Annotated in this window: 20 protein-coding genes; 10 read left to right on the top strand and 10 right to left on the bottom strand. The window is 58.1% G+C overall.

The genetic code is table 11. From position 1 onward, the window contains the following. Window positions 1–123: 123 nt before the first annotated feature. The 4 genes from rlmN to AB4Z23_RS16595 all read left to right on the top strand — a co-directional run bounded on the left by rlmN (window position 124) and on the right by AB4Z23_RS16595 (window position 4127). Window positions 124–1296: a 23S rRNA (adenine(2503)-C(2))-methyltransferase RlmN gene (gene rlmN, locus AB4Z23_RS16610; RefSeq protein WP_075807724.1), complete on the top strand. Its 1173-nt coding sequence runs from the start codon at window positions 124–126 to the stop codon at window positions 1294–1296. A 108-nt stretch (window positions 1297–1404) separates the two neighbouring features. After that, window positions 1405–2358 carry an ABC transporter substrate-binding protein gene (locus AB4Z23_RS16605; RefSeq protein ID WP_003516666.1) on the top strand — a complete coding sequence of 318 codons (954 nt, stop codon included), beginning with the start codon at window positions 1405–1407 and terminating at the stop codon, window positions 2356–2358. A 96-nt stretch (window positions 2359–2454) separates the two neighbouring features. Beyond that, window positions 2455–3336, top strand: coding sequence for an ABC transporter permease (locus tag AB4Z23_RS16600; protein WP_003516669.1), 882 nt, complete (start codon window positions 2455–2457; stop codon window positions 3334–3336). Then, window positions 3333–4127, top strand: coding sequence for an ABC transporter ATP-binding protein (locus AB4Z23_RS16595; protein WP_019566037.1), 795 nt, complete (start codon window positions 3333–3335; stop codon window positions 4125–4127). The genes AB4Z23_RS16600 and AB4Z23_RS16595 overlap by 4 nt, the downstream gene beginning before the upstream one ends. 45 nt (window positions 4128–4172) lie before the next feature. Here AB4Z23_RS16595 and AB4Z23_RS16590 read toward each other — a convergent pair whose 3' ends face one another. Together AB4Z23_RS16590 and AB4Z23_RS16585 are read right to left on the bottom strand one after the other, a co-directional pair. Continuing rightward, on the bottom strand, window positions 4173–4820 hold the full coding sequence (locus AB4Z23_RS16590) for a LysE family translocator (protein WP_421476990.1): 648 nt from the start codon (window positions 4818–4820) through the stop codon (window positions 4173–4175). A gap of 151 nt (window positions 4821–4971) precedes the next feature. Next, complete coding sequence (locus tag AB4Z23_RS16585; protein ID WP_003516675.1) at window positions 4972–5826, bottom strand: SDR family NAD(P)-dependent oxidoreductase; 855 nt, start codon at window positions 5824–5826, stop codon at window positions 4972–4974. Between the two features lie 339 nt (window positions 5827–6165). Between AB4Z23_RS16585 and AB4Z23_RS16580 the strand changes: the two genes are divergently transcribed. Beyond that, a complete protein-coding gene (locus AB4Z23_RS16580; RefSeq protein WP_003516677.1) occupies window positions 6166–7389 on the top strand; it encodes an argininosuccinate synthase in 1224 nt (407 codons plus the stop codon). 55 nt (window positions 7390–7444) lie between these two features. Here AB4Z23_RS16580 and AB4Z23_RS16575 read toward each other — a convergent pair whose 3' ends face one another. From AB4Z23_RS16575 to AB4Z23_RS16565, 3 genes are all read right to left on the bottom strand, one after another. Continuing rightward, window positions 7445–8623, bottom strand: coding sequence for a multidrug effflux MFS transporter (locus AB4Z23_RS16575; protein WP_421476992.1), 1179 nt, complete (start codon window positions 8621–8623; stop codon window positions 7445–7447). A 20-nt stretch (window positions 8624–8643) separates the two neighbouring features. Beyond that, window positions 8644–9099, bottom strand: coding sequence for a MarR family winged helix-turn-helix transcriptional regulator (locus AB4Z23_RS16570; RefSeq protein WP_003516681.1), 456 nt, complete (start codon window positions 9097–9099; stop codon window positions 8644–8646). 133 nt (window positions 9100–9232) lie between these two features. After that, window positions 9233–9658, bottom strand: coding sequence for a hypothetical protein (locus AB4Z23_RS16565; protein ID WP_065659939.1), 426 nt, complete (start codon window positions 9656–9658; stop codon window positions 9233–9235). A 176-nt stretch (window positions 9659–9834) separates the two neighbouring features. On the opposite strand from AB4Z23_RS16565, the gene AB4Z23_RS16560 reads away from it, so the two are divergent. The 4 genes from AB4Z23_RS16560 (at window position 9835) to ppa (ending at window position 15290) form a co-directional block, all read left to right on the top strand. Further along, window positions 9835–11895: a M3 family metallopeptidase gene (locus AB4Z23_RS16560; RefSeq protein ID WP_441360352.1), complete on the top strand. Its 2061-nt coding sequence runs from the start codon at window positions 9835–9837 to the stop codon at window positions 11893–11895. 149 nt (window positions 11896–12044) lie between these two features. Beyond that, on the top strand, window positions 12045–13865 hold the full coding sequence (gene typA, locus AB4Z23_RS16555) for a translational GTPase TypA (RefSeq protein ID WP_003516684.1): 1821 nt from the start codon (window positions 12045–12047) through the stop codon (window positions 13863–13865). A gap of 215 nt (window positions 13866–14080) precedes the next feature. Then, entirely contained in the window at window positions 14081–14587 is a 507-nt protein-coding gene (locus tag AB4Z23_RS16550) for a GNAT family N-acetyltransferase (RefSeq protein WP_003516685.1), read from the top strand. A 169-nt stretch (window positions 14588–14756) separates the two neighbouring features. Then, window positions 14757–15290 carry an inorganic diphosphatase gene (gene ppa, locus AB4Z23_RS16545; RefSeq protein WP_003516686.1) on the top strand — a complete coding sequence of 178 codons (534 nt, stop codon included), beginning with the start codon at window positions 14757–14759 and terminating at the stop codon, window positions 15288–15290. 15 nt (window positions 15291–15305) lie between these two features. Here ppa and AB4Z23_RS16540 read toward each other — a convergent pair whose 3' ends face one another. Next, window positions 15306–15617 (bottom strand): DUF167 domain-containing protein, encoded by a 312-nt coding sequence (locus AB4Z23_RS16540; protein WP_025594563.1) that lies wholly within the window; start codon window positions 15615–15617, stop codon window positions 15306–15308. Beyond that, window positions 15614–15904: a YggT family protein gene (locus AB4Z23_RS16535; RefSeq protein ID WP_003516688.1), complete on the bottom strand. Its 291-nt coding sequence runs from the start codon at window positions 15902–15904 to the stop codon at window positions 15614–15616. The genes AB4Z23_RS16540 and AB4Z23_RS16535 overlap by 4 nt, the downstream gene beginning before the upstream one ends. A gap of 137 nt (window positions 15905–16041) precedes the next feature. Between AB4Z23_RS16535 and AB4Z23_RS16530 the strand changes: the two genes are divergently transcribed. Then, entirely contained in the window at window positions 16042–17274 is a 1233-nt protein-coding gene (locus AB4Z23_RS16530) for an MFS transporter (RefSeq protein WP_003516689.1), read from the top strand. A gap of 6 nt (window positions 17275–17280) precedes the next feature. Here the strand turns inward: AB4Z23_RS16530 and AB4Z23_RS16525 are convergent, their stop codons facing one another. From AB4Z23_RS16525 to AB4Z23_RS16515, 3 genes are read right to left on the bottom strand one after another with little or no spacing between them, the layout of a single operon-like run. Further along, window positions 17281–18012 (bottom strand): glutamine amidotransferase, encoded by a 732-nt coding sequence (locus AB4Z23_RS16525; RefSeq protein ID WP_065688676.1) that lies wholly within the window; start codon window positions 18010–18012, stop codon window positions 17281–17283. Further along, window positions 18002–18490: a TerB family tellurite resistance protein gene (locus AB4Z23_RS16520; protein WP_003516699.1), complete on the bottom strand. Its 489-nt coding sequence runs from the start codon at window positions 18488–18490 to the stop codon at window positions 18002–18004. Before AB4Z23_RS16520 ends, AB4Z23_RS16525 begins: the two co-directional genes overlap by 11 nt. 10 nt (window positions 18491–18500) lie before the next feature. Then, window positions 18501–20108 carry a heme biosynthesis HemY N-terminal domain-containing protein gene (locus AB4Z23_RS16515; protein ID WP_421476999.1) on the bottom strand — a complete coding sequence of 536 codons (1608 nt, stop codon included), beginning with the start codon at window positions 20106–20108 and terminating at the stop codon, window positions 18501–18503. Between the last annotated feature and the right edge of the window lies 1 nt (window position 20109).

The raw sequence follows: 20109 nt of genomic DNA, 5'->3' as shown, positions 1-20109 counted from the left end.
ATTTTCCGCCTTTCCTAAAGGCCGGTCGTGCGATGCATTGGATGATGGGATAGCGTGATGTCCGTATTGCATGCCCCTGCCGGTCTGGCAGTCAAAACTCCCCTGATCGCCAATAGCGATCTCATGTCCGGCAAGCCGTCGCTGATCGGCATGACGCGGGAGGAAATGGGCGAGGCGCTGGCCGAGATCGGCGTGCCGCAGAAGCAGGTGAAGATGCGTGTCAGCCAGTTGTGGAACTGGCTGTATGTGCGCGGCGTCTCGGATTTCGACAACATGACCAATGTTGCCAAGGAACTCAGGGAAAAGCTGAAAGCAGCCTTCACCATTGCCCGCCCGGAAATCGTCGAGGAGCAGATTTCCAACGACGGCACCCGCAAATGGCTGATGCGTTTTCCGCCGCGCGGTGCGGGACGTCCTGTCGAGATCGAGACGGTCTATATTCCCGAAGAAGGACGCGGCACGCTTTGCATTTCGAGCCAGGTGGGCTGTTCGCTGACGTGTTCCTTCTGTCACACCGGCACGCAGCGTCTGGTGCGGAACCTGACGGCCGAGGAAATTCTCTCCCAGCTTCTGCTCGCCCGCGACCGGCTCGGCGATTTTCCTGACGGTTCGACGCCGGTCGGCGCCTACGTGCCGAGTGAAGGCCGCAAGGTCTCCAACATCGTGATGATGGGCATGGGCGAACCGCTTTACAATTTCGAACATGTGAAGACCGCACTTCTGATTGCCACCGATGGTGACGGCCTGTCGCTCTCCAAGCGTCGCGTGACCCTGTCCACCTCGGGTGTCGTGCCGGAAATCTTCCGCACGGGCGATGAGATCGGCGTCATGCTGGCGATTTCACTGCATGCGGTGCGCGACGATCTGCGCGACATGCTGGTGCCGATCAACAAGAAATACCCGCTGAAGGAGCTGATCGAGGCTTGCCGCAATTATCCGGGTGTCTCCAACGCCCGCCGCATCACCTTCGAATATGTGATGCTGAAGGATGTGAACGACAGTCTGGAAGACGCCAAGATGCTGGTGCAGCTTCTGAGGGGCGTTCCAGCCAAGATCAATCTCATTCCTTTCAATCCGTGGCCAGGCACGAATTACCAGTGCTCCGAATGGGCGCAGATCGAGAAGTTCGCGGATTTCATCAATCAGGCGGGTTACGCTTCGCCGATCCGTACGCCGCGCGGCCGAGATATTCTCGCTGCCTGCGGCCAGCTGAAATCGGAATCCGAGCGCATGCGCAAAACCGAAAGGCTGGCTTTCGAGGCGATGATGATTGCCAACCACGGTGCGGACGACTGAATCGACGCCAACCGCGGCAGAAAGCTTGGTTCGTTACGGTTCTTTGATTGATTTCGGGCGGTCTTGTTTCTAATAAGACGGCAATAAGAAACCAACTGGAGGATACCTATGCGTGCATTCATTCTGGCGCTCGCAGCCGCGAGCGCCCTCGTTCTGCCAGCCAAGGCTGAAAACGTCACCGTTGCCGTCACCGCCATTGTCGAACATCCGGCGCTCGACGCCGCACGTGACGGCGTCAAGGCAGCGCTTGCCGAAGCCGGTTACAAGGAAGGCGAGAACCTCAAGTTCCTCTACGAGTCCGCGCAGGGTAATCCAGGCACCGCAGCGCAGATTGCGCGTCAGTTCGTGGGCGAAGCCCCCAATGTCATTGTGCCGATCTCTACACCGTCCGCCCAGGCTGTCGTTGCGGCGACGCGCGACATTCCGGTTGTCTTCACGGCTGTTTCCGATCCGGTTGGCGCACAGCTCGTCAAGGACATGCAAAAGCCCGGCCGCAACGTGACCGGACTTTCCGACATGCTGCCGGTTGCTGAGCACCTGGCGCTGATCAAGGAAATTTCGCCCAACGCCAAGTCCATCGGCTTTATCTACAACTCCGCCGAGGCCAACTCCGTCTCGACGCTTGCAGCGCTGAAGGCTGAGGCCGAAAAGGCCGGCCTGAAGGTCGTTGAATCTGTCGCCACAAAATCCGCCGAAGTGCAGGGCGCGACGCGCGCACTGGTCGGCAAGGCCGACGTGATCTACGTGCCGACCGACAATACCATCGTTTCCGCTTTCGAGGCGGCAGCTGGCGTTGCGAGTGAGGCGAAAATTCCGCTTTATGCCGCCGATACGGATTCCGTTGCGCGCGGTGCGGTTGCGGCTCTCGGCTTCAATTATTTCGACGTTGGCAAGCAGACCGGCGCTGTCGTTGTTCGCATTCTTAAGGGTGAGAAGCCCGGCGACATTCCGGCAACCGTTGCCGTCGGCACCGATCTGGTGATCAACAAGAAGGCTGCTGAAAAAGCTGGCGTCACCTTCCCCGAAAGCGTGACGAAGCGCGCCACCAAGGTCATCGACTAAACCGGACTTCGGGCGGCGGTCACTCGCCGCCCGTTTTGCGCGGCACGCAATGGTGCCCGTATCCGCCGACGCGGCGGCAATAACAAGGACATTACCGTGAGCCAAATCGCTTTCTGGGGTGCCGTGGAACTGGGACTGGTCTTCGCCTTCGTGGCGATCGGCGTCTATCTCGCTTTCCGGGTACTTGATTTTCCTGATCTGACCGTTGACGGTTCCTTTCCGCTCGGCGCAGCCGTTGCGGCCGTGATGATCATCGCCGGCCTCAATGCCTGGGTCGCGACCGCGATTGCGATGGTTGCCGGCGCCGGTGCTGGCATCGTTACGGCCACGCTCAACGTTCGGTTTAAGATACTCAACCTGCTTGCGTCGATCCTTACGATGATCGCGCTGTTTTCGGTGAATCTCCGGGTGATGGGAAAACCGAATGTGGCGCTACTCAATCAGGATACGATGATCTCGCCGTTCTACGGTCTCGGTCTTTCCGAATATCTCGTGCGGCCACTCTTTATCGGCGTTCTGGTATTGCTCGCTGTCATTCTCGTCTGGCGTTTCCTTGAGAGCGACGCGGGCCTTGCCATGCGGGCGACGGGCGCGAATGCGCGGATGGCGCGCGCCCAAGGGGTGAAGACCGGCAACCAGATCTATCTTGGCATGGCGCTTTCGAATGCACTGGTCGCGCTCGGCGGCGCGCTTTTTGCGCAGACCAATGGCTTTGCCGATGTGACTGCCGGTGTCGGCACCATCGTCGTCGGGCTTGCTGCCGTCATCATCGGCGAAACGCTGTTTGGCTCGCGGGGCATTCTGATTGCGCTCATCGGCTGTGTTTTCGGCTCCATCGCCTACCGCCTTGCCATCCAGCTCGCTTTGTCGAGCGATGTGCTGGGTCTCAAGGCCTCCGATCTCAATTTCGTTACGGCGGTATTGGTAGCCATTGCATTGATCCTGCCTCGACTGCGCCGCGGGGGAGCAACATCGTGATTTCCCTTTCCGACATTCAGGTCATCTTCGGGCGTGGCACACCGCTGCAAAAGCAGGCGCTGGCCAAGATCGATCTTACCATCGAGGATGGTTCCTTCGTTACCGTGATCGGCTCCAACGGTGCCGGCAAATCCACGCTTCTCGGCGTTCTCGCGGGCGATGTCCTGCCGACGGCCGGAAAGGTGATGGTTGGTGGCGCCGATGTCACACGCAAAACGACCGCCAGCCGGGCTGGGCGGGTGGCGCGCGTGTTTCAGGACCCACTGGCTGGCAGCTGTGGCGCGCTCACAATTGAGGAGAACCTTGCGCTTGCGGCGTCTCGCGGAGAGCGTCGCGGCTTATTGCCGGCGCTTGGGCGCGGCAGGCGGGATTTCTTCAGGGAGCGTATCGCTTCGCTCAATCTCGGTCTGGAAAATCGTTTGAAGGACCGCATGGATCTGTTGTCCGGCGGGCAAAGGCAGGCGGTCTCGCTTGTCATGGCAACGCTTTCCGGTTCGGACGTGTTGCTGCTTGACGAACATACGGCAGCACTCGATCCCGGCATGGCGGAGTTCGTGATGGAGCTGACCCGCAAGGTGGTTTCCGAGCGCAAGCTGACGACGCTGATGGTTACCCATTCCATGCGTCAGGCGCTGGACTATGGCGACCGCACGATCATGCTGCACGCCGGTGAGATCGTGCTCGATGTGTCCGGCGAAAGCCGCAAGGGTCTTCAGGTCGAAGATCTTATCGACATGTTCCGCAAGATACGCGGCCAGACGCTTGATGACGATGAGCTATTGATCGGCTGATGAGTTATCCGAAAGGCGCCTGCGGGCGCCTTTTTTATTTGTGCGTCATCGCGTCTGGGTGAGGAAAATCTTGACGGCGAAAAGCGAAAATACACCGGCGATCGTATAATCCAGCCCGCGCAGAACCTTCTTGTTGCGCTGGAGCCAGGCCGACAGCACATCGGCGGCAACGACGATTCCGATGCCGATCGGCAGCGCCACGATGATTGACCAGAGCCCGAGGAAAATAAGCTTGCCGGTTACATGCGGATCGGATGCGCTGACGAATTGCGGCAGGAAGGTCATGAAAAAGATGATGACCTTTGGATTGAGCAGATTGACCCAAATACCGTTCAGCAAGGCGGATTTCAGTGAAGATTGCTGTTTTTCGCCCGTGGTCTTGATCATCACGAAATCCGAGCCCTTGCGGATCGCCTGAATGGCGAGCCAGACAAGATAGGCGGCCCCGCCGGTCTTCAGGATGAGGAAGGCTGTCGGCGATGCGACGATGAGGGCCGCGACGCCGAAGGCAACCAGCATCGTATGCACGGTAATACCGAGATTGGTGCCCACTAGGGTCATGAAACCCGCTGCCCGGCCCTCGCGTATTGACCGGCTGATCCATAGCGTCATGTCAGGCCCGGGCGTTACCGCCAGAAGCAGGATGGCGACGGTGAAGGCGGCAAGTGTTGGCAGGCTCGGAACGAAATCCATCGCGGCACCCGTAAAGCTGGAGACTGCCGTTGCTTAACGCGAATTCGCGTTTCTGCCAATGTTTTTGCGCGCCGGGACATTGGTACGAAAACCGGGGATGATCAAAAGTGGATAGCCGCCGCAACTTTCAAAGTGCGGCGGCGTCGGGCGATCAGTTTTTGAGGAAGCTGGTGAAGGCGGCGGAATATTCGGTGTGCCAGCGCGACAGTGGCGGACGATTTTGGACGATGTCTTGAGCTGCCCACAGAATGCGTTTCTCATCCGTCGGGCGATCCACTTCGCCATCCGGGCAGAGAATGTAGAAATCGCCCCTGGCGATGCTCTCGATCATGAAATCAACGGTCTGCTCGCCGGTCCAGGCTCCTGCTGGTTTTTCCGTCCTGCCATTTGCCGTGAGGCCGGTGAAGACGAAGCCCGGGATCAGGAGATGGGCGGAAACCGCGCTGTTCGGAATATTGCGCAGCTCGTGCTGTAGCGCTTCCGTGAAGGCTTTGACGCCGGCCTTCGAGACATTATAGGCCGGATCGCCCGGCGGGGTGGTGATGCCCTGTTTCGAACCGGTATTGATGATGAGCGCGGCCTCGCCATGAGCGACCATGCCCTGCCCAAACACCCGGCTGCCGTTCACGACACCCATCAGGTTGACGTTGATGACTTTTTCCCAGTTGGCCTGAGCCCCGAAGATGGCGCTGCCCGGCTGGATGCCGGCATTGTTCATCAACACATGAACCCGCCCGAAACGCTGGATGACAGCGCGTTCCAGCGCCTCAAGCTCATCGAGTTTCGACACGTCGGTCGGTATTGCGACGATCTGTGCTTCGCCGTCCTTTGCGATGGTCAGAATATCAGCATGCGCTGCGGCAAGCCTGTCACCGTCGAGATCGACGAGGACGACGCTCATGCCGAAACCGGCAAATTTCCGGGCCGCGGCAAGTCCGATACCGGAGGCCGCGCCGGTGATGACGGCGACATTATCTTCCTTGAATGCGGGGTGGATGGTCGTCATAGGTTTTCCTTTCGCGTCGTTTTGTGCTGTTTCCAGCCGTTTGCAACGTTGCCTGAACCCTGAGTGGCTTCATTCACGGTCTTCAAGTTGATCGCGCCGCTTCATGTTAAAGCGCGAAATCGCATAATGCATGTGACAATTCGTTCGTTCCAGTCATGACGCGCTGTTGCGGGGATCTGACCTTTCGCAAATGCCTATTGCCCTTTCGTCCTATTCGTTGTTTTGTCGGGCATCTTTTCCGAAAATCGCTTCACAGTTTTCGGGTTGCACTGTAAAAGTGCCGAAATCCCAAGGAAATGGCGGTACCCCGATGCCGTCATCATGCAGATGGACATCATAATGGCACTCCCGAAAGACGTTAAGAAAGTCGTTCTCGCCTATTCCGGCGGCCTCGACACCTCGATCATCCTGAAGTGGCTTCAGACGGAACTCGGCGCTGAGGTCGTGACCTTCACCGCCGATCTCGGCCAGGGCGAAGAGCTTGAGCCGGCGCGCAAGAAGGCCGAGTTGCTGGGCATCAAGGAAATCTTCGTCGAGGACGTCCGCGAAGAGTTCGTGCGTGATTTCGTTTTTCCGATGTTCCGTGCCAACGCCGTTTATGAAGGTGTCTATCTGCTCGGTACCTCCATCGCCCGCCCGCTGATTTCCAAGCACCTGATCGAGATCGCCAAGAAGACCGGTGCCGATGCCATTGCGCATGGCGCCACCGGCAAGGGCAACGACCAGGTCCGTTTCGAGCTTTCGGCCTATGCGCTGAACCCGGATATCAAGATCATCGCTCCATGGCGCGATTGGACTTTCAAGAGCCGGACCGACCTTCTGGAATTTGCCGAAAAGAACCAGATTCCCGTGGCCAAGGACAAGAAGGGCGAAGCGCCGTTCTCCGTCGACGCCAACCTGCTGCACTCCTCGTCCGAGGGCAAGGTTCTGGAAGACCCGGCTAAGGAAGCCCCGGAATATGTGCACATGCGCACCATTTCCCCGGAAGCGGCGCCTGACAAGGCAACCGTTATCAAGGTCGGTTTCCGCAAGGGTGATGCCTGCTCCATCAACGGTGTGGAAATGTCGCCTGCCACGCTTCTGGCAACGCTCAACAATTATGGTCGCGAAAACGGCATCGGCCGTCTCGATCTGGTCGAGAACCGCTTCGTCGGCATGAAGTCGCGTGGCGTCTACGAAACGCCCGGCGGCACCATCCTGCTGGCTGCGCATCGTGCGATCGAATCCATCACGCTCGACCGGGGTGCCGCGCATCTGAAGGACGATCTGATGCCGCGTTACGCCGAACTCATCTATTACGGCTTCTGGTTCTCGCCCGAGCGCGAGATGCTGCAGGCCCTGATCGACAAGAGCCAGGAGCATGTGGAAGGCGAAGTGACGCTGAAGCTCTACAAGGGCAATGTCATGGTGACCGGCCGCGAGAGCGCGAAGTCGCTCTATTCCGACGCGCTGGTGACGTTCGAGGACGACCACGGTGCTTACGACCAGAAAGACGCAGCTGGCTTCATCAAGCTCAATGCCCTGCGCCTGCGCACCCTTGCGAAGCGTAATCTCGGCAAGTAATTCTGCTGAAGCATGAATTGGAAAAACCCGCAGGTGGCAACGCCTGCGGGTTTTTTCATGTCTCTCTTCTGGAAACGGCGCGAAAGCCGATGTAGCTGGCAACGGCCACGAATTCCATCACCGGAATGATGATGCCGAAGCTGGTCAGCGGGGAACCTATGAGCGAGGCCATTGCCCCACCCGCAAAGCCAGATCCCATCTGGATGAAACCCATCATGGCCGATGCCGAGCCGGCGATATGCGGGAAGGGGGCGAGGGCCGCCGTGACCATCGAAGGCGTCAACAGCGCGATCCCGACCGTCGCCACTGCGACGGGTCCCATGATGGAGAGGAAGGATGGCGGCACGAGGAAAACCGACAGTATGATGAGAAGACCGCCCGTGCCGGAAAAACAAAGGCCAAGCACGACGGAACGCCGGTCGCCCAGTCTCGGCGCAATGTAACGCAACGCAATCGAACCGAAGAAATAGGCGCCTGTTTGCATCAGCATGCCGACACCGAAGGCCGTGGGGGACATGCCGACTTCGTTGATGAGGATGAAGGTCAGCATGGTGGCTTGCGCATAAAGTGCGCCGATGGAGCCGCCGAGCACAAGGGCGGCCAGAAGAAAACGTGGCTGCTTCAGCAATGTGCCATAGGCCGACAGAAGGTGTCGGGGTCGGATCCTGGTTTTGTCAGGCACCGTCGTTTCACGCAGAAAAAGCACCACCGAAAGGATGGCGATAGCTCCGAGACCGGCCATGAGGAAAAACACCGATTGCCAGCCAAAAGCCGCAAGTGACAGACCACCGATCGTCGGCCCCATCGCAGGGCCGATTGCCAGCATGATGCCGATGAGGTTCATGATGCTGGAGGCTTCCGGGCCGGTGAACTGATCGCGCACCACGGCGCGCGCAACAGTCATGCCAACGGAAGCGCCGATGCCCTGAACGAGGCGCGCGAACAGAAGCACTTCGATGGTTGGGGCCAAGAGGGCGAGCACACCACCGCCCAGAAAGATCGACAGGAAGACGAGGCTCGCCTTGCGCCGCCCGAAGGCATCGGATGCCGGCCCGGCAAGCAATTGGGCTAAGGCAAAACCGGCAAAATAGAGCGACAGGCTGAGTTTTATGGCGGAGTCGCTGGTTGCGAAAACCCGTGTCAGTTCCGGCATAGCCGGCGTGTAAATCGACATGGAAATGGGCGCCAGCGCTGTCAGCAATGCTCCGAGCAAAGCCGTGCGTTTTCTGGACATGATCGTTTTCGACATTGCGATCAGCCGTTCTGGCCCTGCTGTTCCGGTTGCAGATTGTTGCGAAGCGTCTGCAGGAAGCTACGGAAAAGCGCGACTTCCTCTTCGTTCAGTCCCTGTGTGGCCTGAAGAACGAGCTGGTCGATTTCATGACCGACAGCTTCCAGCATGTCGGCGGAGGTTTTCGTCAGGACGATACGTTTGGAACGCCTGTCCTGCGGGTCCTGCTGGCGTTCTATCAGATTAAGTGACTGCAACTTGTCGAGATAGGCGCAGATCGTCATGGGTTCGATGCCGAGACGCGCGGCGATGTCAGCCTGTTTGCTGCCATCGATAACCGCAACTGTCAGCAATGCTCTTGCTTCGCCGGGGGTAAGGCCCAGTCCGGCTTCCGAGATACGGCGCTCAAATGCACTGTTCAGCAGGCGTGCGCCGCTGTTCAGCAAAAATGCCAATGAATCTTTTTCGCGTGTGCCCATGCTTCGCCTTTTGGTAAGTCAGCCTTACTAAGTTTCGGACGATAAGCAATGGCGCATAAATCATATTATCGAAAATTGCGTAAAGTATTCGTCAGTTTGATTGCGGGACGTCCAACAACATTGCCTGTCATCGTCACGTCGAAGCAAAAAAAGACAATACGTCCTGCATTTTTTTCACTTCATCCGTCGTGCCAATGGAACGGGCAATCTCGATCCGGTCAGAAAAATACGTCACGAAGTCGAAATCCGTGTCGTCGGTCACGTCGGCAATGTCAATCACCTCGCCATTGGCATTCAGCGTCTGTGCCGGAAGTTCGGACGAAAGCTCAAGCCAGGTATCGTGGCTGATTTTTCCGGTATCGTAATATGCCTGCGCGATTTCCCGCAATTGCCGGGGGCTGACACTGGTGAAATCGATGCGGTCTATCGTTTCTTCAAAGCCGGTGGCCGCGTCGGATGGGGCTGCCTTGCCGAAATCGGGGCTTCCCACGGGTCTGCTGTTTTTGGGATTGTCCCTGAAAAGGAAACTATTGGCAGACCTTAAAGAATAAATCTCCATAATACATAACTCCATCATGGGATATTATTGCGAGAAATCAAAACATGCCATCGTCATGCCGGTCAATACTTGGCGGTGTTGACGATCATGTCTTCCACACCAAATTCCGGCATATTGAATTGGCGGTGGAGGCATGCCCATATGGGCGTAAACCGGAATTGTACAAGGAAGATGAAATGCCATCCACGACCGCGCCCTATCCCGCACTCGTTACCTGGAACGGTCAGAACGGTCTGCCGAAATTCGATGCGGTCAAGGACGAGGATTTTGCTCCGGCCTTTGAAGCCGCCCTTTTGTCCCATGAACAGGAAATCGATGCGATTGCCTCCAATCCGCAGGCGCCGACCTTCGAAAACACCGTGACCGCGCTTGAAATCGCCGGCGACGAACTCTCGCGCATTTCGGCGCTGTTCTGGAACAAGGCGGGTGCCCACACCAACAGTGTCATTCAGGCACTGGAGCGGGAAATCGCGCCGAAAATGTCACGGCACTATTCCAAGATCGGCATGAACGAGGCGCTGTTCAGACGCATCGACACGCTGTGGGAAACGCGCGATGCGCTGTCCCTGACCGGCGAGGAAAAACGCGTTCTCGAACGGCACTGGAAGGGTTTCGTGCGCTCCGGCGCAAAGTTGCAGAAGGACCGTCAGGAGCGTCTGGCGGCCATCAATGAAGAGCTTGCCGGTCTCGGTGCCAAATTCGGGCAGAATGTTCTGGCGGATGAAAAGAGCTGGAAACTTTTGCTCTCCACCGATGACGAGCTTTCCGGCATTCCCGGTTTTCTGCGTGATGCCATGGCAGGCGCCGCGCGCGAACATGGCGAAGACGGCAAATTTGCCGTTACCCTTTCCCGCTCCATCATCGAGCCATTCCTGACCTTCTCCGAACGCCGCGATTTGCGTGAGCAAGCCTTCAAGGCCTGGGTGGCTCGCGGCGAAAATGGTGGCGATACCGACAACCGCGCGACCGTCCGCCGTACGCTGGAACTGCGTGAGGAAAAGGCACAGCTTCTCGGCTACAGGAATTTTGCTGCCTACAAGCTGGACGACACGATGGCAAAAACGCCGGATGCCGTGAACGGTCTTCTGGGCCAGGTCTGGGAAAAGGCCGTGCTGCGCGCAGGTGAGGAGGAGGCTGAACTTGCCGCCATCATCGCCGCGGAGGGCAAGAACCACGAGATGATGCCCTGGGACTGGCGCCATTACGCCGAAAAGCTGCGGGCACAGAAATTCAGCTTCTCCGAGACTGAATTGAAGCCGTATCTGCAATTGGAAAAGATCATCGATGCGTGTTTCGATGTGGCCAACCGGCTCTTTGCAATTCGTGCCGTCGAGATCAAGGGTGTCGCCGCCTATCATCCCGATGTGCGGGTTTTTGAAATCCGCGACGACAAGGGCGACCTGAAGGCCATGTTCCTCGGCGATTATTTCGCCCGCCCGTCCAAGCGTTCCGGCGCGTGGATGAGTTCGTTCCAGTCGCAGCACAAGCTGTCTTTGAAGAACGGCACTGTCGGTGAAATACCGATCATCTACAATGTCTGCAATTTTGCAAAACCGGCAGAGGGAAAGCCTGCGCTGCTTTCGCTCGATGATGCGCGCACGCTGTTTCACGAATTCGGCCACGCCCTGCACGGCATGTTATCTGATGTCACCTATCCTTCAGTTTCCGGAACGGGTGTGTCGCGCGATTTCGTCGAGTTGCCGTCGCAGCTTTACGAACACTGGCTGACCGTGCCGGAAATTCTGGAGAAATATGCCCTGCATTATGAAACCGGGGCACCGATGCCAAAGGCGCTGCTGGACAAGGTTCTGGCAGCACAGACCTTCAATGCCGGTTTCAGCACGGTGGAATTCACTTCTTCGGCTATCGTCGACATGGCGTTCCATACCCGTGACAGCGTCGGCGATCCCATGGTCGTACAAGGTGAGGTGCTTTCCGCCCTGAACATGCCGAAGTCCATCGTCATGCGGCATGCGACGCCACATTTCCAGCATGTGTTTTCCGGTGACGGTTATTCGGCCGGTTATTATTCCTACATGTGGTCGGAGGTGCTGGACGCCGACGCGTTTTCTGCCTTCGAGGAGACCGGCAACGCCTTCGATGGTGAAATGGCGCGCAAGCTGAAAGAGAATATCTATTCAGTCGGTGGCTCGATCGATCCGGAGGAGGCCTATCTCGCTTTTCGCGGCAAGATGCCAAGTCCCGATGCCATGCTTTTGAAGCGCGGCCTCGTATAAAAGACTGTCATATTCTTGAGCTAGAACCTGAGCGCAGGGGGCATATGACAATGCCCCCCTTTCGCATTTGCAAAAAAAAGGTTATGAGCGCGCCAAACTAAATTGGCGCATCTCACGACGGTAGCGCCCAACCTCAGAGATTTTGAACAATGGCAATTCGCAACATCGCGATTATCGCGCACGTTGACCATGGAAAAACGACGCTCGTTGACGAGCTTCTGAAGCAGTCCGGCTCGTTCCGCGACAACCAGCGCGTTGCGGAACGCGTGATGGATAGCAACGATCTCGAAAAGGAACGCGGCATCACCATTCTTGCCAAGGCGACTTCGGTGGAGTGGAAGGGTGTTCGCATCAACATCGTCGACACCCCCGGCCACGCCGATTTCGGCGGCGAAGTTGAGCGTATCCTGTCGATGGTGGATGGCGCGATCGTTCTGGTCGATAGTTCCGAAGGCCCGATGCCGCAGACGAAGTTCGTCGTCAGCAAGGCGCTGAAGGTTGGTCTTCGCCCGATCGTCGCGATCAACAAGATCGACCGTCCGGATGGCCGCCATGAAGAGGTCATCAACGAAGTTTTCGACCTTTTCGCAAACCTCGATGCTACCGACGAGCAGCTCGACTTCCCGATCCTTTACGGTTCCGGCCGTGACGGCTGGATGAACGTCAACCCAGAAGGTCCGAAGGATCAGGGTCTTGCACCGTTGCTCGATCTGGTTCTGGAGCATGTTCCGGAGCCTACGGTTGAAGAAGGTCCGTTCCGTCTGATCGGTACGATCCTCGAAGCCAACCCCTTCCTCGGCCGTATCATCACCGGCCGTATCGCTTCCGGTTCGATCAAGCCGAACCAGGCCGTGAAGGTACTTGGCCAGGACGGCAAGACGATCGAAACCGGTCGTATTTCCAAGATCCTCGCATTCCGCGGCATTGAGCGCACGTCCATCGATGAAGCCCATGCGGGTGACATCGTCGCCATCGCTGGTCTTTCCAAGGGCACTGTTGCCGATACCTTCTGTGACCCTTCCGTCACTGAGGCGATGACCGCACAGCCGATCGATCCGCCGACCGTTACCATGTCCTTCATCGTCAACGACAGCCCGCTTGCCGGCACCGAAGGCGACAAGGTCACGAGCCGCGTCATCCGCGACCGTCTGTTCAAGGAAGCCGAAGGCAACGTCGCGCTGAAGATTGAAGAGGCTGAAGGCAAGGACTCGTTCTTCGTTTCCGGGCGTGGCGAATTGCAGCTGGCAGTTCTCATCGAAACCATGCGTCGCGAAGGCTTCGAGCTTGCAGTTTCGCGTCCGCGCGTTGTCATGCACAAGGATGAGAACGGCGCCATGATGGAGCCGATCGAAGAAGTCGTGATCGACGTCGATGAAGAGCATTCCGGCGTCGTCGTTCAGAAGATGTCCGAGCGCAAGGCTGAAATGGCTGAGCTCCGTCCCTCCGGCGGTAATCGCGTTCGTCTGAAGTTCTACGCTCCGACCCGCGGCCTGATCGGCTACCAGTCGGAACTTTTGACCGACACGCGCGGCACGGCGATCATGAACCGTCTGTTCCACGACTATCAGCCGTACAAGGGTGCGATTGCTGGTCGCGTTAACGGCGTTCTTTTGTCGAACGGTTCGGGCGAAGCTGTCGCCTACGCCATGTTCAACCTGGAAGATCGTGGCCCGATGATCATCGAGCCGGGTGAGAAGGTTTATGCCGGCATGATTATTGGCATTCACTCTCGCGATAACGATCTCGAAGTGAACGTGCTGAAGGGCAAGCAGCTGACCAACATCCGCGCCGCTGGCAAGGATGAAGCCGTAAAGCTGACGCCGCCGATCCGCATGACGCTCGACCGCGCGCTTTCCTGGATCCAGGACGACGAGCTGATGGAAGTGACGCCGAAGTCCATCCGTCTGCGCAAGATGTTCCTCGACGCCAACGATCGCAAGCGTTTCGAAAAGGCGAAGCTCGCAGTTTGATTGCGGCTTCCCGTCAAGAATTTGAAAAAACCCGGCCGCGAGCCGGGTTTTTTTATGCGCATGTTTTATTTGTGCATGAGTCGAAAGACCCTTGTGTCAAAGGTTAAGGATGCGTTAATTTTTCTCGGTCGTCCACATGAATAGGCTGTGGGTAAGCTTGCTGTCGTTAACCTTTATGGCTGGCAAGTTTTCATGGTCGGGGCCAGAATCGCGTTATGAAAACGTTATCCATAGATGTTCGCCGAGCCGAACCGCAAGATGCGCGCGCAATAGCCGAAGCGCACCGTCTGTCATGGCAACAGGCCTATGCCGGGCTGATCCCGCACCGACCGCTGACGCAGATGCTGGAGCGCCGCGGCGAAATCTGGTGGAAGAAGGCGACCCGGGGTTCCGCAACCATGCTAGTGGTGGAAGTGAAGGGCGTGGTTGCCGGCTATGCCACGCTGGGCTTAAGCCGTGCGCGTGGGCTGCCGCATGACGGCGAGATCTACGAGCTTTATCTGCGGCCGGAATATCAGGGCATCGGTCTTGGCTCGCTGCTGTTCACGGAAGCTCGCCGGCTGCTGACCTCGCTCGGCTGCAATGGTGTTGTGGTCTGGTGTCTCGAAGATAGCGAGGTCGCCAATCGGTTTTTCCGTTCGCATGGCGGTCGGGACATCGCCGAGGGCATGGAAGATTTCGGCGGCAGGTCGCTGCGCAAGATCGGTTTCGTCTGGAACTAAGTACGCAGCCGGGTGATTTCACGCCGGTTTCATTTTTTCCGGTCGGCCATTCACAATCCCGATGCCCTCAAATTCGGCATTCTGCCTTATCCGCCTAAAGCCATGTTGCAATACGGCGACTTTCCCAGTATCGAAAACCAAATCCAACCCCGTCGAATGAGGGAAGCGAATGCGTATCGATGCAATTTCCATTGGCAAGAATCCGCCGGAAGACGTGAATGTTATTGTCGAGGTGCCGGTTGGCGGCCAGCCGATCAAGTACGAGATGGACAAGGACGCCGGTGCGCTGATCGTCGATCGCTTCCTCTACACGCCGATGACCTATCCGGGTAACTATGGCTTCGTGCCGCACACGCTTTCCGACGATGGCGATCCGATCGACGTTCTTATCTGCAATACCCGCCCGCTGGTTCCCGGCTGCGTGATCAATGTGCGCCCCATCGGCGTCATGATCATGGAAGACGACGGCGGCAAGGACGAGAAGATCCTCGCCGTTCCGGTTCCGAAGCTGACGCGCCGTTACGACAAGGTCCACAACTACACCGACCTGCCGGAAATCACGCTGAAGCAGATCGAGCACTTCTTCGAGCACTACAAGGATCTGGAGCCCGGCAAGTGGGTGAAGATGGGCGGTTGGCAGGATGTCGACGTTGCCAAGAAGCTGATCGTCGAAGCCATCGAGCGCTACAAGACGCAGGGCTGATTTCAGCCCGTTGCCTTAGACTTCCAGCTTTCTAAAAAGCTTTTCGAAATCCTCCGGGTCGGTATCGATCCGGAGGATTTTTTTACGCGCTGTTTCACCTGAAATGAAGGTGATGGACGATTTGGGCAGGCCGAATTTTTTCGCCAGCAAAATGACCAGGGCCTTGTTCGCCTTGCCGCCCTCAGGCACTGCGCTGACGCGGGCCTTCAGATGGGCATTTCCGTCAGCATCCTGCTCCACGCCGTCAATGGCATCGCGTCCCCCGTTCGGGGTGAGGCGAACGGACAGGCGTATGTGATCGCCGTGTTTTTGCCAGAGGTCGCTCAAGCGACCATGGGATAGAGCGTATTCCACATGAAGGAGCGGATGAAGAAGATGATCAGCAGCAGGATGATCGGCGAAATATCGATGCCGCCGAGGTTAGGCAGAATGCTACGGATTGGGCGCAGGACCGGCTCGGTGACGTTGACCAGAAAGCTGCCGATAGCATTCACGAACTGGTTGCGGGAGTTGATGACGTTGAAGGCGTAAAGCCAGGAAAAAATGGCGCTGGCGATCAGCACCCACGTATAGAGGTTCAAAGCCAGATCGATGGTCTGAAACAGGGCAAGCATCAATATCTCCGTATCTTGATTGCAAGACATTTAGACATTCGCTCGTGAACCGGCAAGTGTTGCGCCTATAGGGCTGGCGATTCTTGTCGTATCGCTCTATTGCAGACTTCTCATATTGTCTCGAGAGCACCCAGCCGATGTCCCTGCCTTCTGCCGAAAACCGCTTCGGTGCATTCCGGCATAGTTCCTATCGCCGTTTTTTCAGCGCCCGGTTTTTTTCGGCCTTCGCAATCCAGATCGTCAGCGTTTCCGTGGGCTGGCAGATGTATGAGGTCACCGGCAATGCCTTTTATCTCGGCTTGATCGGTCTTTTCCAGTTTCTGCCATCGCTGCTTTTGATCCTTGTCACTGGAACGGTGGCGGACAGGCACAATCGCCGGCGCATTATGGCCGTATGCCTTCTGATCGCGGCCGGTTGCGCGGCGGCTCTGCTTGGCCTGACGCTGGCACACAGCTTTTCTCCCTGGCCAGTCTTTGCCATTCTCGTCGTGTTCGGCATAGAGCGGGCTTTCATGGGGCCGGCGGTGCAATCGCTGGCTCCCAATCTCGTGCCTGTCGAGGATTTGCCGAACGCCATCGCCTGGAACTCCTCTTCATGGCAGATGGCGTCCATTCTTGGCCCTGTCGCCGGTGGCCTGCTTTATGGTCTCGGCGCTTCCGTGGCCTATAGCGTGGCGCTCGTGCTGTTCATCGTGTCCGCTATGCTGGCGGTGACGATCCGCAAACCGGAGCAACGGGGTCCGGCGAAAGCGATCAGCCTCGAGACCATGCTGGCCGGGTTCAAATTCATCTCGCAGGAAAAAGTGGTTCTCGGCGCCATCTCGCTCGATCTTTTTGCCGTGTTGCTCGGCGGCGCTGTCGCCCTGATGCCGATTTTTGCCAAGGAAGTGCTGACACTCGGGCCTTGGGGGCTTGGGCTTCTGCGCGCGGCACCCGGTATCGGCGCCATAACCGTCGCGGTCATTCTGGCGTTCAGGCCCATCCGCCACCATGCCGGCCTGCTGATGTTCGTCGGTGTCGGGTTTTTCGGCATTTCCACCGTGGTATTCGGACTTTCTCAAACCGCATGGGTGTCCATTGCCGCTTTGGTGGTCATGGGCGCATCGGACATGGTGTCGGTTTATGTGCGGGAAACGTTGATTGCGCTCTGGACGCCGGATGAGGTGCGCGGGCGCGTGAATGCGGTGAACATGGTGTTTGTCGGGGCGTCCAACGAGCTGGGCGAGTTCCGCGCCGGCACCATGGCCCATGTCGTCGGGGCCGTGCCAGCCGTCGTCATCGGCGGGGCGGGCACGCTTGCGGTTGCGGTCATCTGGGCACTCGGCTTTTCGAAGCTGCGCAGGATCGATAATCTCGACGCACCACGCTGACGCGCCTCAGCGCTGCGGTTTGCCTTCGAAAACCAGATCAAGGAAATTGCCAAGCCAGGACCGGAGCGGTGTGTCGAACAACATGCGCCCCTCCAGATGCTGGCTGCCGACCTGTGCATTGGGCATGCCGAAGCGCTGTGCGCCACGCACCACCCAGCTGTGCATCATCGCGCGGGTCAGTTCTGCGTGAAACTGCAGTCCCCAGGCGTTTTTTCCGTATCGGTAAGCCTGGTTGGGATAGGTTTCGCCCGATGCCAGAAGCTCCGCTCCCCGCGGCAAATCGAACCCTTCGCGGTGGAAATGATAAACCATCTTCGGCCAATGCGGCATCAGCAATCGCCCGTGTTCGGTCGCATGAAGCGGATACCAGCCGATTTCCACCTTGCCTTCACGGTCGGCCTCTACCTTACCACCCAGATGTTTGGACAGCATTTGTGCGCCGAGGCAGATGCCGAGAAACGGTTTGTTTTCCTTCAGCGGCACTTTCAGCCAGTCAATTTCGGCTTTGATATAGTCATGCGGGTCGTTGGCGCTCATCGGGCCGCCGAAGATGATGGCGCCCGCATGTTTCTGCAGCGTTTGCGGCAGATCGTCTCCAAGCGCGGGGCGCCTTATATCCAGCCGATAGCCTTTTTCCACCAGCATCTGGCCGACGCGGCCCGGCGTGGAACGTTCCTGATGCAGGATGACGAGCAGCGAAGGTTGTTTTCTCTGTTGCCTGGAGGGGTCAAACAGCATCGTCTTCGTTTTCGCTTTCTTCAGCGGGTCCGGACCTGGTGGCGGCCTGCTGACGTTGCAGAACCCTGTCGCGCACGGAAACACCGAGTAGATCGGCCACGCGCCAGATCACATGATCTTCCATCTCGCTTCGTTCGCCGTCAGCGTAAACAATATCCCAGAGGATGCCAATAAGCTCCACGCGCTGCTCTTCATCGAGATGGCGGCGGATATCGGTGGTGAAGCGATAATAGTCTACCGCTTCCTTGCCTGCCTCCTGGCCGGCGGCAAGAAGCGCGTCCAGCTTGCCGGCATCGAGATGATAATAGTCGTGGAGGATCTCACGAAGGCGATCACGCTCGCTTTTGGAGACCGTGCCGTCCGCTTCCATCACCTGAAAACAGAGGGCGGCCACCGCGACCCTCAGATCATCGGGGCTGAATTCATCCGCATGCTGGCCAACGAGGTTTTGTATAAACGACTGGATCTGGTTGAACATCGATAGCCTGTCAGAAGAGTTTTAGCCGGGTTTTGGGTTCGGCTTCCGCGCCGGGTTTCTTGACGCCGGGATCATCCGGTGCACCACCGAAAAATGGCACTGGTTCTGTCTTCGCATCCGCTGGCCTGGCTTCCACCGGAACTTCATTTGTTGCCGGCTTTTTCTCCTTCGGGGCAGACACGTCCGGCTTGACCTCGATGGGTGCGGGTTTCGTCACAACAATGGGCTGAGGTGCCACTTCAACAACGATCGGGGTCGGAGCCTGTTCGGTCCTTGCCGGTGCTGCTGCAATCGCATTTTCGATTGTCAGGTCTTCGACGGGTCCTTCAAGCTGGCCAAAAGGCGCCTTCCACTCGAAGGCGTCGAGACGGCCTGTCACGGGCGAAACCGGAAGCCATTTTTCCGAAGTGACACCATCTGCCACCCAGACGGGATCACGCGGTGCGCGCAGCGCCTGCGCCATCCAGTAACGCACCCGCCCCTGATCGCCGGTTTCGGCTTCCTCGATGTCGGCCATCAGCAGGAAGATGCTTTCGCGCGGCTCGATCCGGGCGGCGGCTTCCGCTTTGGCACGCGCCTTGGCAAATTCCTTGGCGTCGAGAGCTGCCTGCGCCACGGCAAACAGGGATTCGATGTTGTTGGGTTTCAGGCTCTCAAGCCGTTCGGCACGTTTAAGGCGATCGATGGCCGTATCGCCGCTGCGCGCCCGAACATAGAGATCTGCGATCTGCGAGTGGGGATCGTTCTTCCATACCGGTTCCAGAACCGCTGCGGCCTTGCGCAGATTGTCTTCGCGCAGATAGGATTTTGCTGCGATCAATGCTGCGGGCACAAGGCTTTTTGCAAGCTTCAGGGCTTGTTTTGCGTCTTCGCGCGCACCCACCGGGTCGCTCTCCAGTTTTTCACCGGCCTTTGCGGTAAGAAGCACAGCTTTCAGCCGCTCCGCCTCGCCGCGTTGGATGACGCCTGCTGCTTTTTGCTGGTCGAGCAGGCGGATCGCGTCATCCCACTCGCCGTTGCGGCAGCGGGTTTCCAGCGTCGCCTGTGCTGCCCAGGGCAGGTAAGGGGCTTTTTCGGCTGCGTCCTCGGCATATTGCTGGGCTGCTTCATGGGCTCCCTGTCGGCGCGCCTCGATATAAAGGCCGCGAAGGCCAAGTTCGCGGGTTTCAGGATCGCGGGCCATCGCCTCGAATTTGCGCCGCGCCTCGTCATATTTGCCTTCGATGAGGTCGGCCTGCGCATCGAGCAGGTGGATCAGCGGCTCCTGATCAGCACTGAGAAGCCCCTGCGTGCGGGCCGTCATCTTGCGGGCCAGAATGGCGTTGCCGGCGCCGGCGGCGATGAGGCCGGTGGAGAGCGCCTGATAACCACGGTCGCGCTTGCGGGCGCGAAAATAGCGTCGTGCCGCGTTCGGCGATGTCCATATGGCATTGACGACCCACCAGACCAGCATGACGGCCGCAACGAATGCAGCAACGATGGAGGCGGCGACCATCAGGCTCATTTCGATCAGCTGGCCCTGCCAGACGATTGAGAGGACACCGGGCCTGTCCGCCAGCCAGGAGAAACCGAAACCGAGCGCCAGAACGATGAGGACGAAAGTCAGAATTCTGGTCATG

Origin of the sequence: Agrobacterium sp. MCAB5, from assembly GCF_052114365.1 — a bacterium.
GTDB classification, from domain to species: domain Bacteria; phylum Pseudomonadota; class Alphaproteobacteria; order Rhizobiales; family Rhizobiaceae; genus Agrobacterium; species Agrobacterium tumefaciens.
The sequence above is the reverse complement of the archived record's forward strand: the minus strand, read 5'-3'. Positions and strand labels throughout refer to the sequence as shown.

What these genes read in the sequence shown, in the direction of transcription:
- rlmN (WP_075807724.1), top strand. Translation starts at nt 124, where the DNA reads ATGTCCGGCAAGCCGTCGCTGATCGGCATGACGCGGGAGGAAATGGGC.
- AB4Z23_RS16605 (WP_003516666.1), top strand. Translation starts at nt 1,405, where the DNA reads ATGCGTGCATTCATTCTGGCGCTCGCAGCCGCGAGCGCCCTCGTTCTG.
- AB4Z23_RS16590 (WP_421476990.1), bottom strand. Translation starts at nt 4,820, where the DNA reads ATGGATTTCGTTCCGAGCCTGCCAACACTTGCCGCCTTCACCGTCGCC.
- AB4Z23_RS16585 (WP_003516675.1), bottom strand. Translation starts at nt 5,826, where the DNA reads ATGACGACCATCCACCCCGCATTCAAGGAAGATAATGTCGCCGTCATC.
- AB4Z23_RS16580 (WP_003516677.1), top strand. Translation starts at nt 6,166, where the DNA reads ATGGCACTCCCGAAAGACGTTAAGAAAGTCGTTCTCGCCTATTCCGGC.
- AB4Z23_RS16575 (WP_421476992.1), bottom strand. Translation starts at nt 8,623, where the DNA reads ATGTCCAGAAAACGCACGGCTTTGCTCGGAGCATTGCTGACAGCGCTG.
- AB4Z23_RS16570 (WP_003516681.1), bottom strand. Translation starts at nt 9,099, where the DNA reads ATGGGCACACGCGAAAAAGATTCATTGGCATTTTTGCTGAACAGCGGC.
- AB4Z23_RS16565 (WP_065659939.1), bottom strand. Translation starts at nt 9,658, where the DNA reads ATGGAGATTTATTCTTTAAGGTCTGCCAATAGTTTCCTTTTCAGGGAC.
- AB4Z23_RS16560 (WP_441360352.1), top strand. Translation starts at nt 9,835, where the DNA reads ATGCCATCCACGACCGCGCCCTATCCCGCACTCGTTACCTGGAACGGT.
- typA (WP_003516684.1), top strand. Translation starts at nt 12,045, where the DNA reads ATGGCAATTCGCAACATCGCGATTATCGCGCACGTTGACCATGGAAAA.
- AB4Z23_RS16550 (WP_003516685.1), top strand. Translation starts at nt 14,081, where the DNA reads ATGAAAACGTTATCCATAGATGTTCGCCGAGCCGAACCGCAAGATGCG.
- ppa (WP_003516686.1), top strand. Translation starts at nt 14,757, where the DNA reads ATGCGTATCGATGCAATTTCCATTGGCAAGAATCCGCCGGAAGACGTG.
- AB4Z23_RS16535 (WP_003516688.1), bottom strand. Translation starts at nt 15,904, where the DNA reads ATGCTTGCCCTGTTTCAGACCATCGATCTGGCTTTGAACCTCTATACG.
- AB4Z23_RS16530 (WP_003516689.1), top strand. Translation starts at nt 16,042, where the DNA reads ATGTCCCTGCCTTCTGCCGAAAACCGCTTCGGTGCATTCCGGCATAGT.
- AB4Z23_RS16525 (WP_065688676.1), bottom strand. Translation starts at nt 18,012, where the DNA reads ATGCTGTTTGACCCCTCCAGGCAACAGAGAAAACAACCTTCGCTGCTC.
- AB4Z23_RS16520 (WP_003516699.1), bottom strand. Translation starts at nt 18,490, where the DNA reads ATGTTCAACCAGATCCAGTCGTTTATACAAAACCTCGTTGGCCAGCAT.
- AB4Z23_RS16515 (WP_421476999.1), bottom strand. Translation starts at nt 20,108, where the DNA reads ATGACCAGAATTCTGACTTTCGTCCTCATCGTTCTGGCGCTCGGTTTC.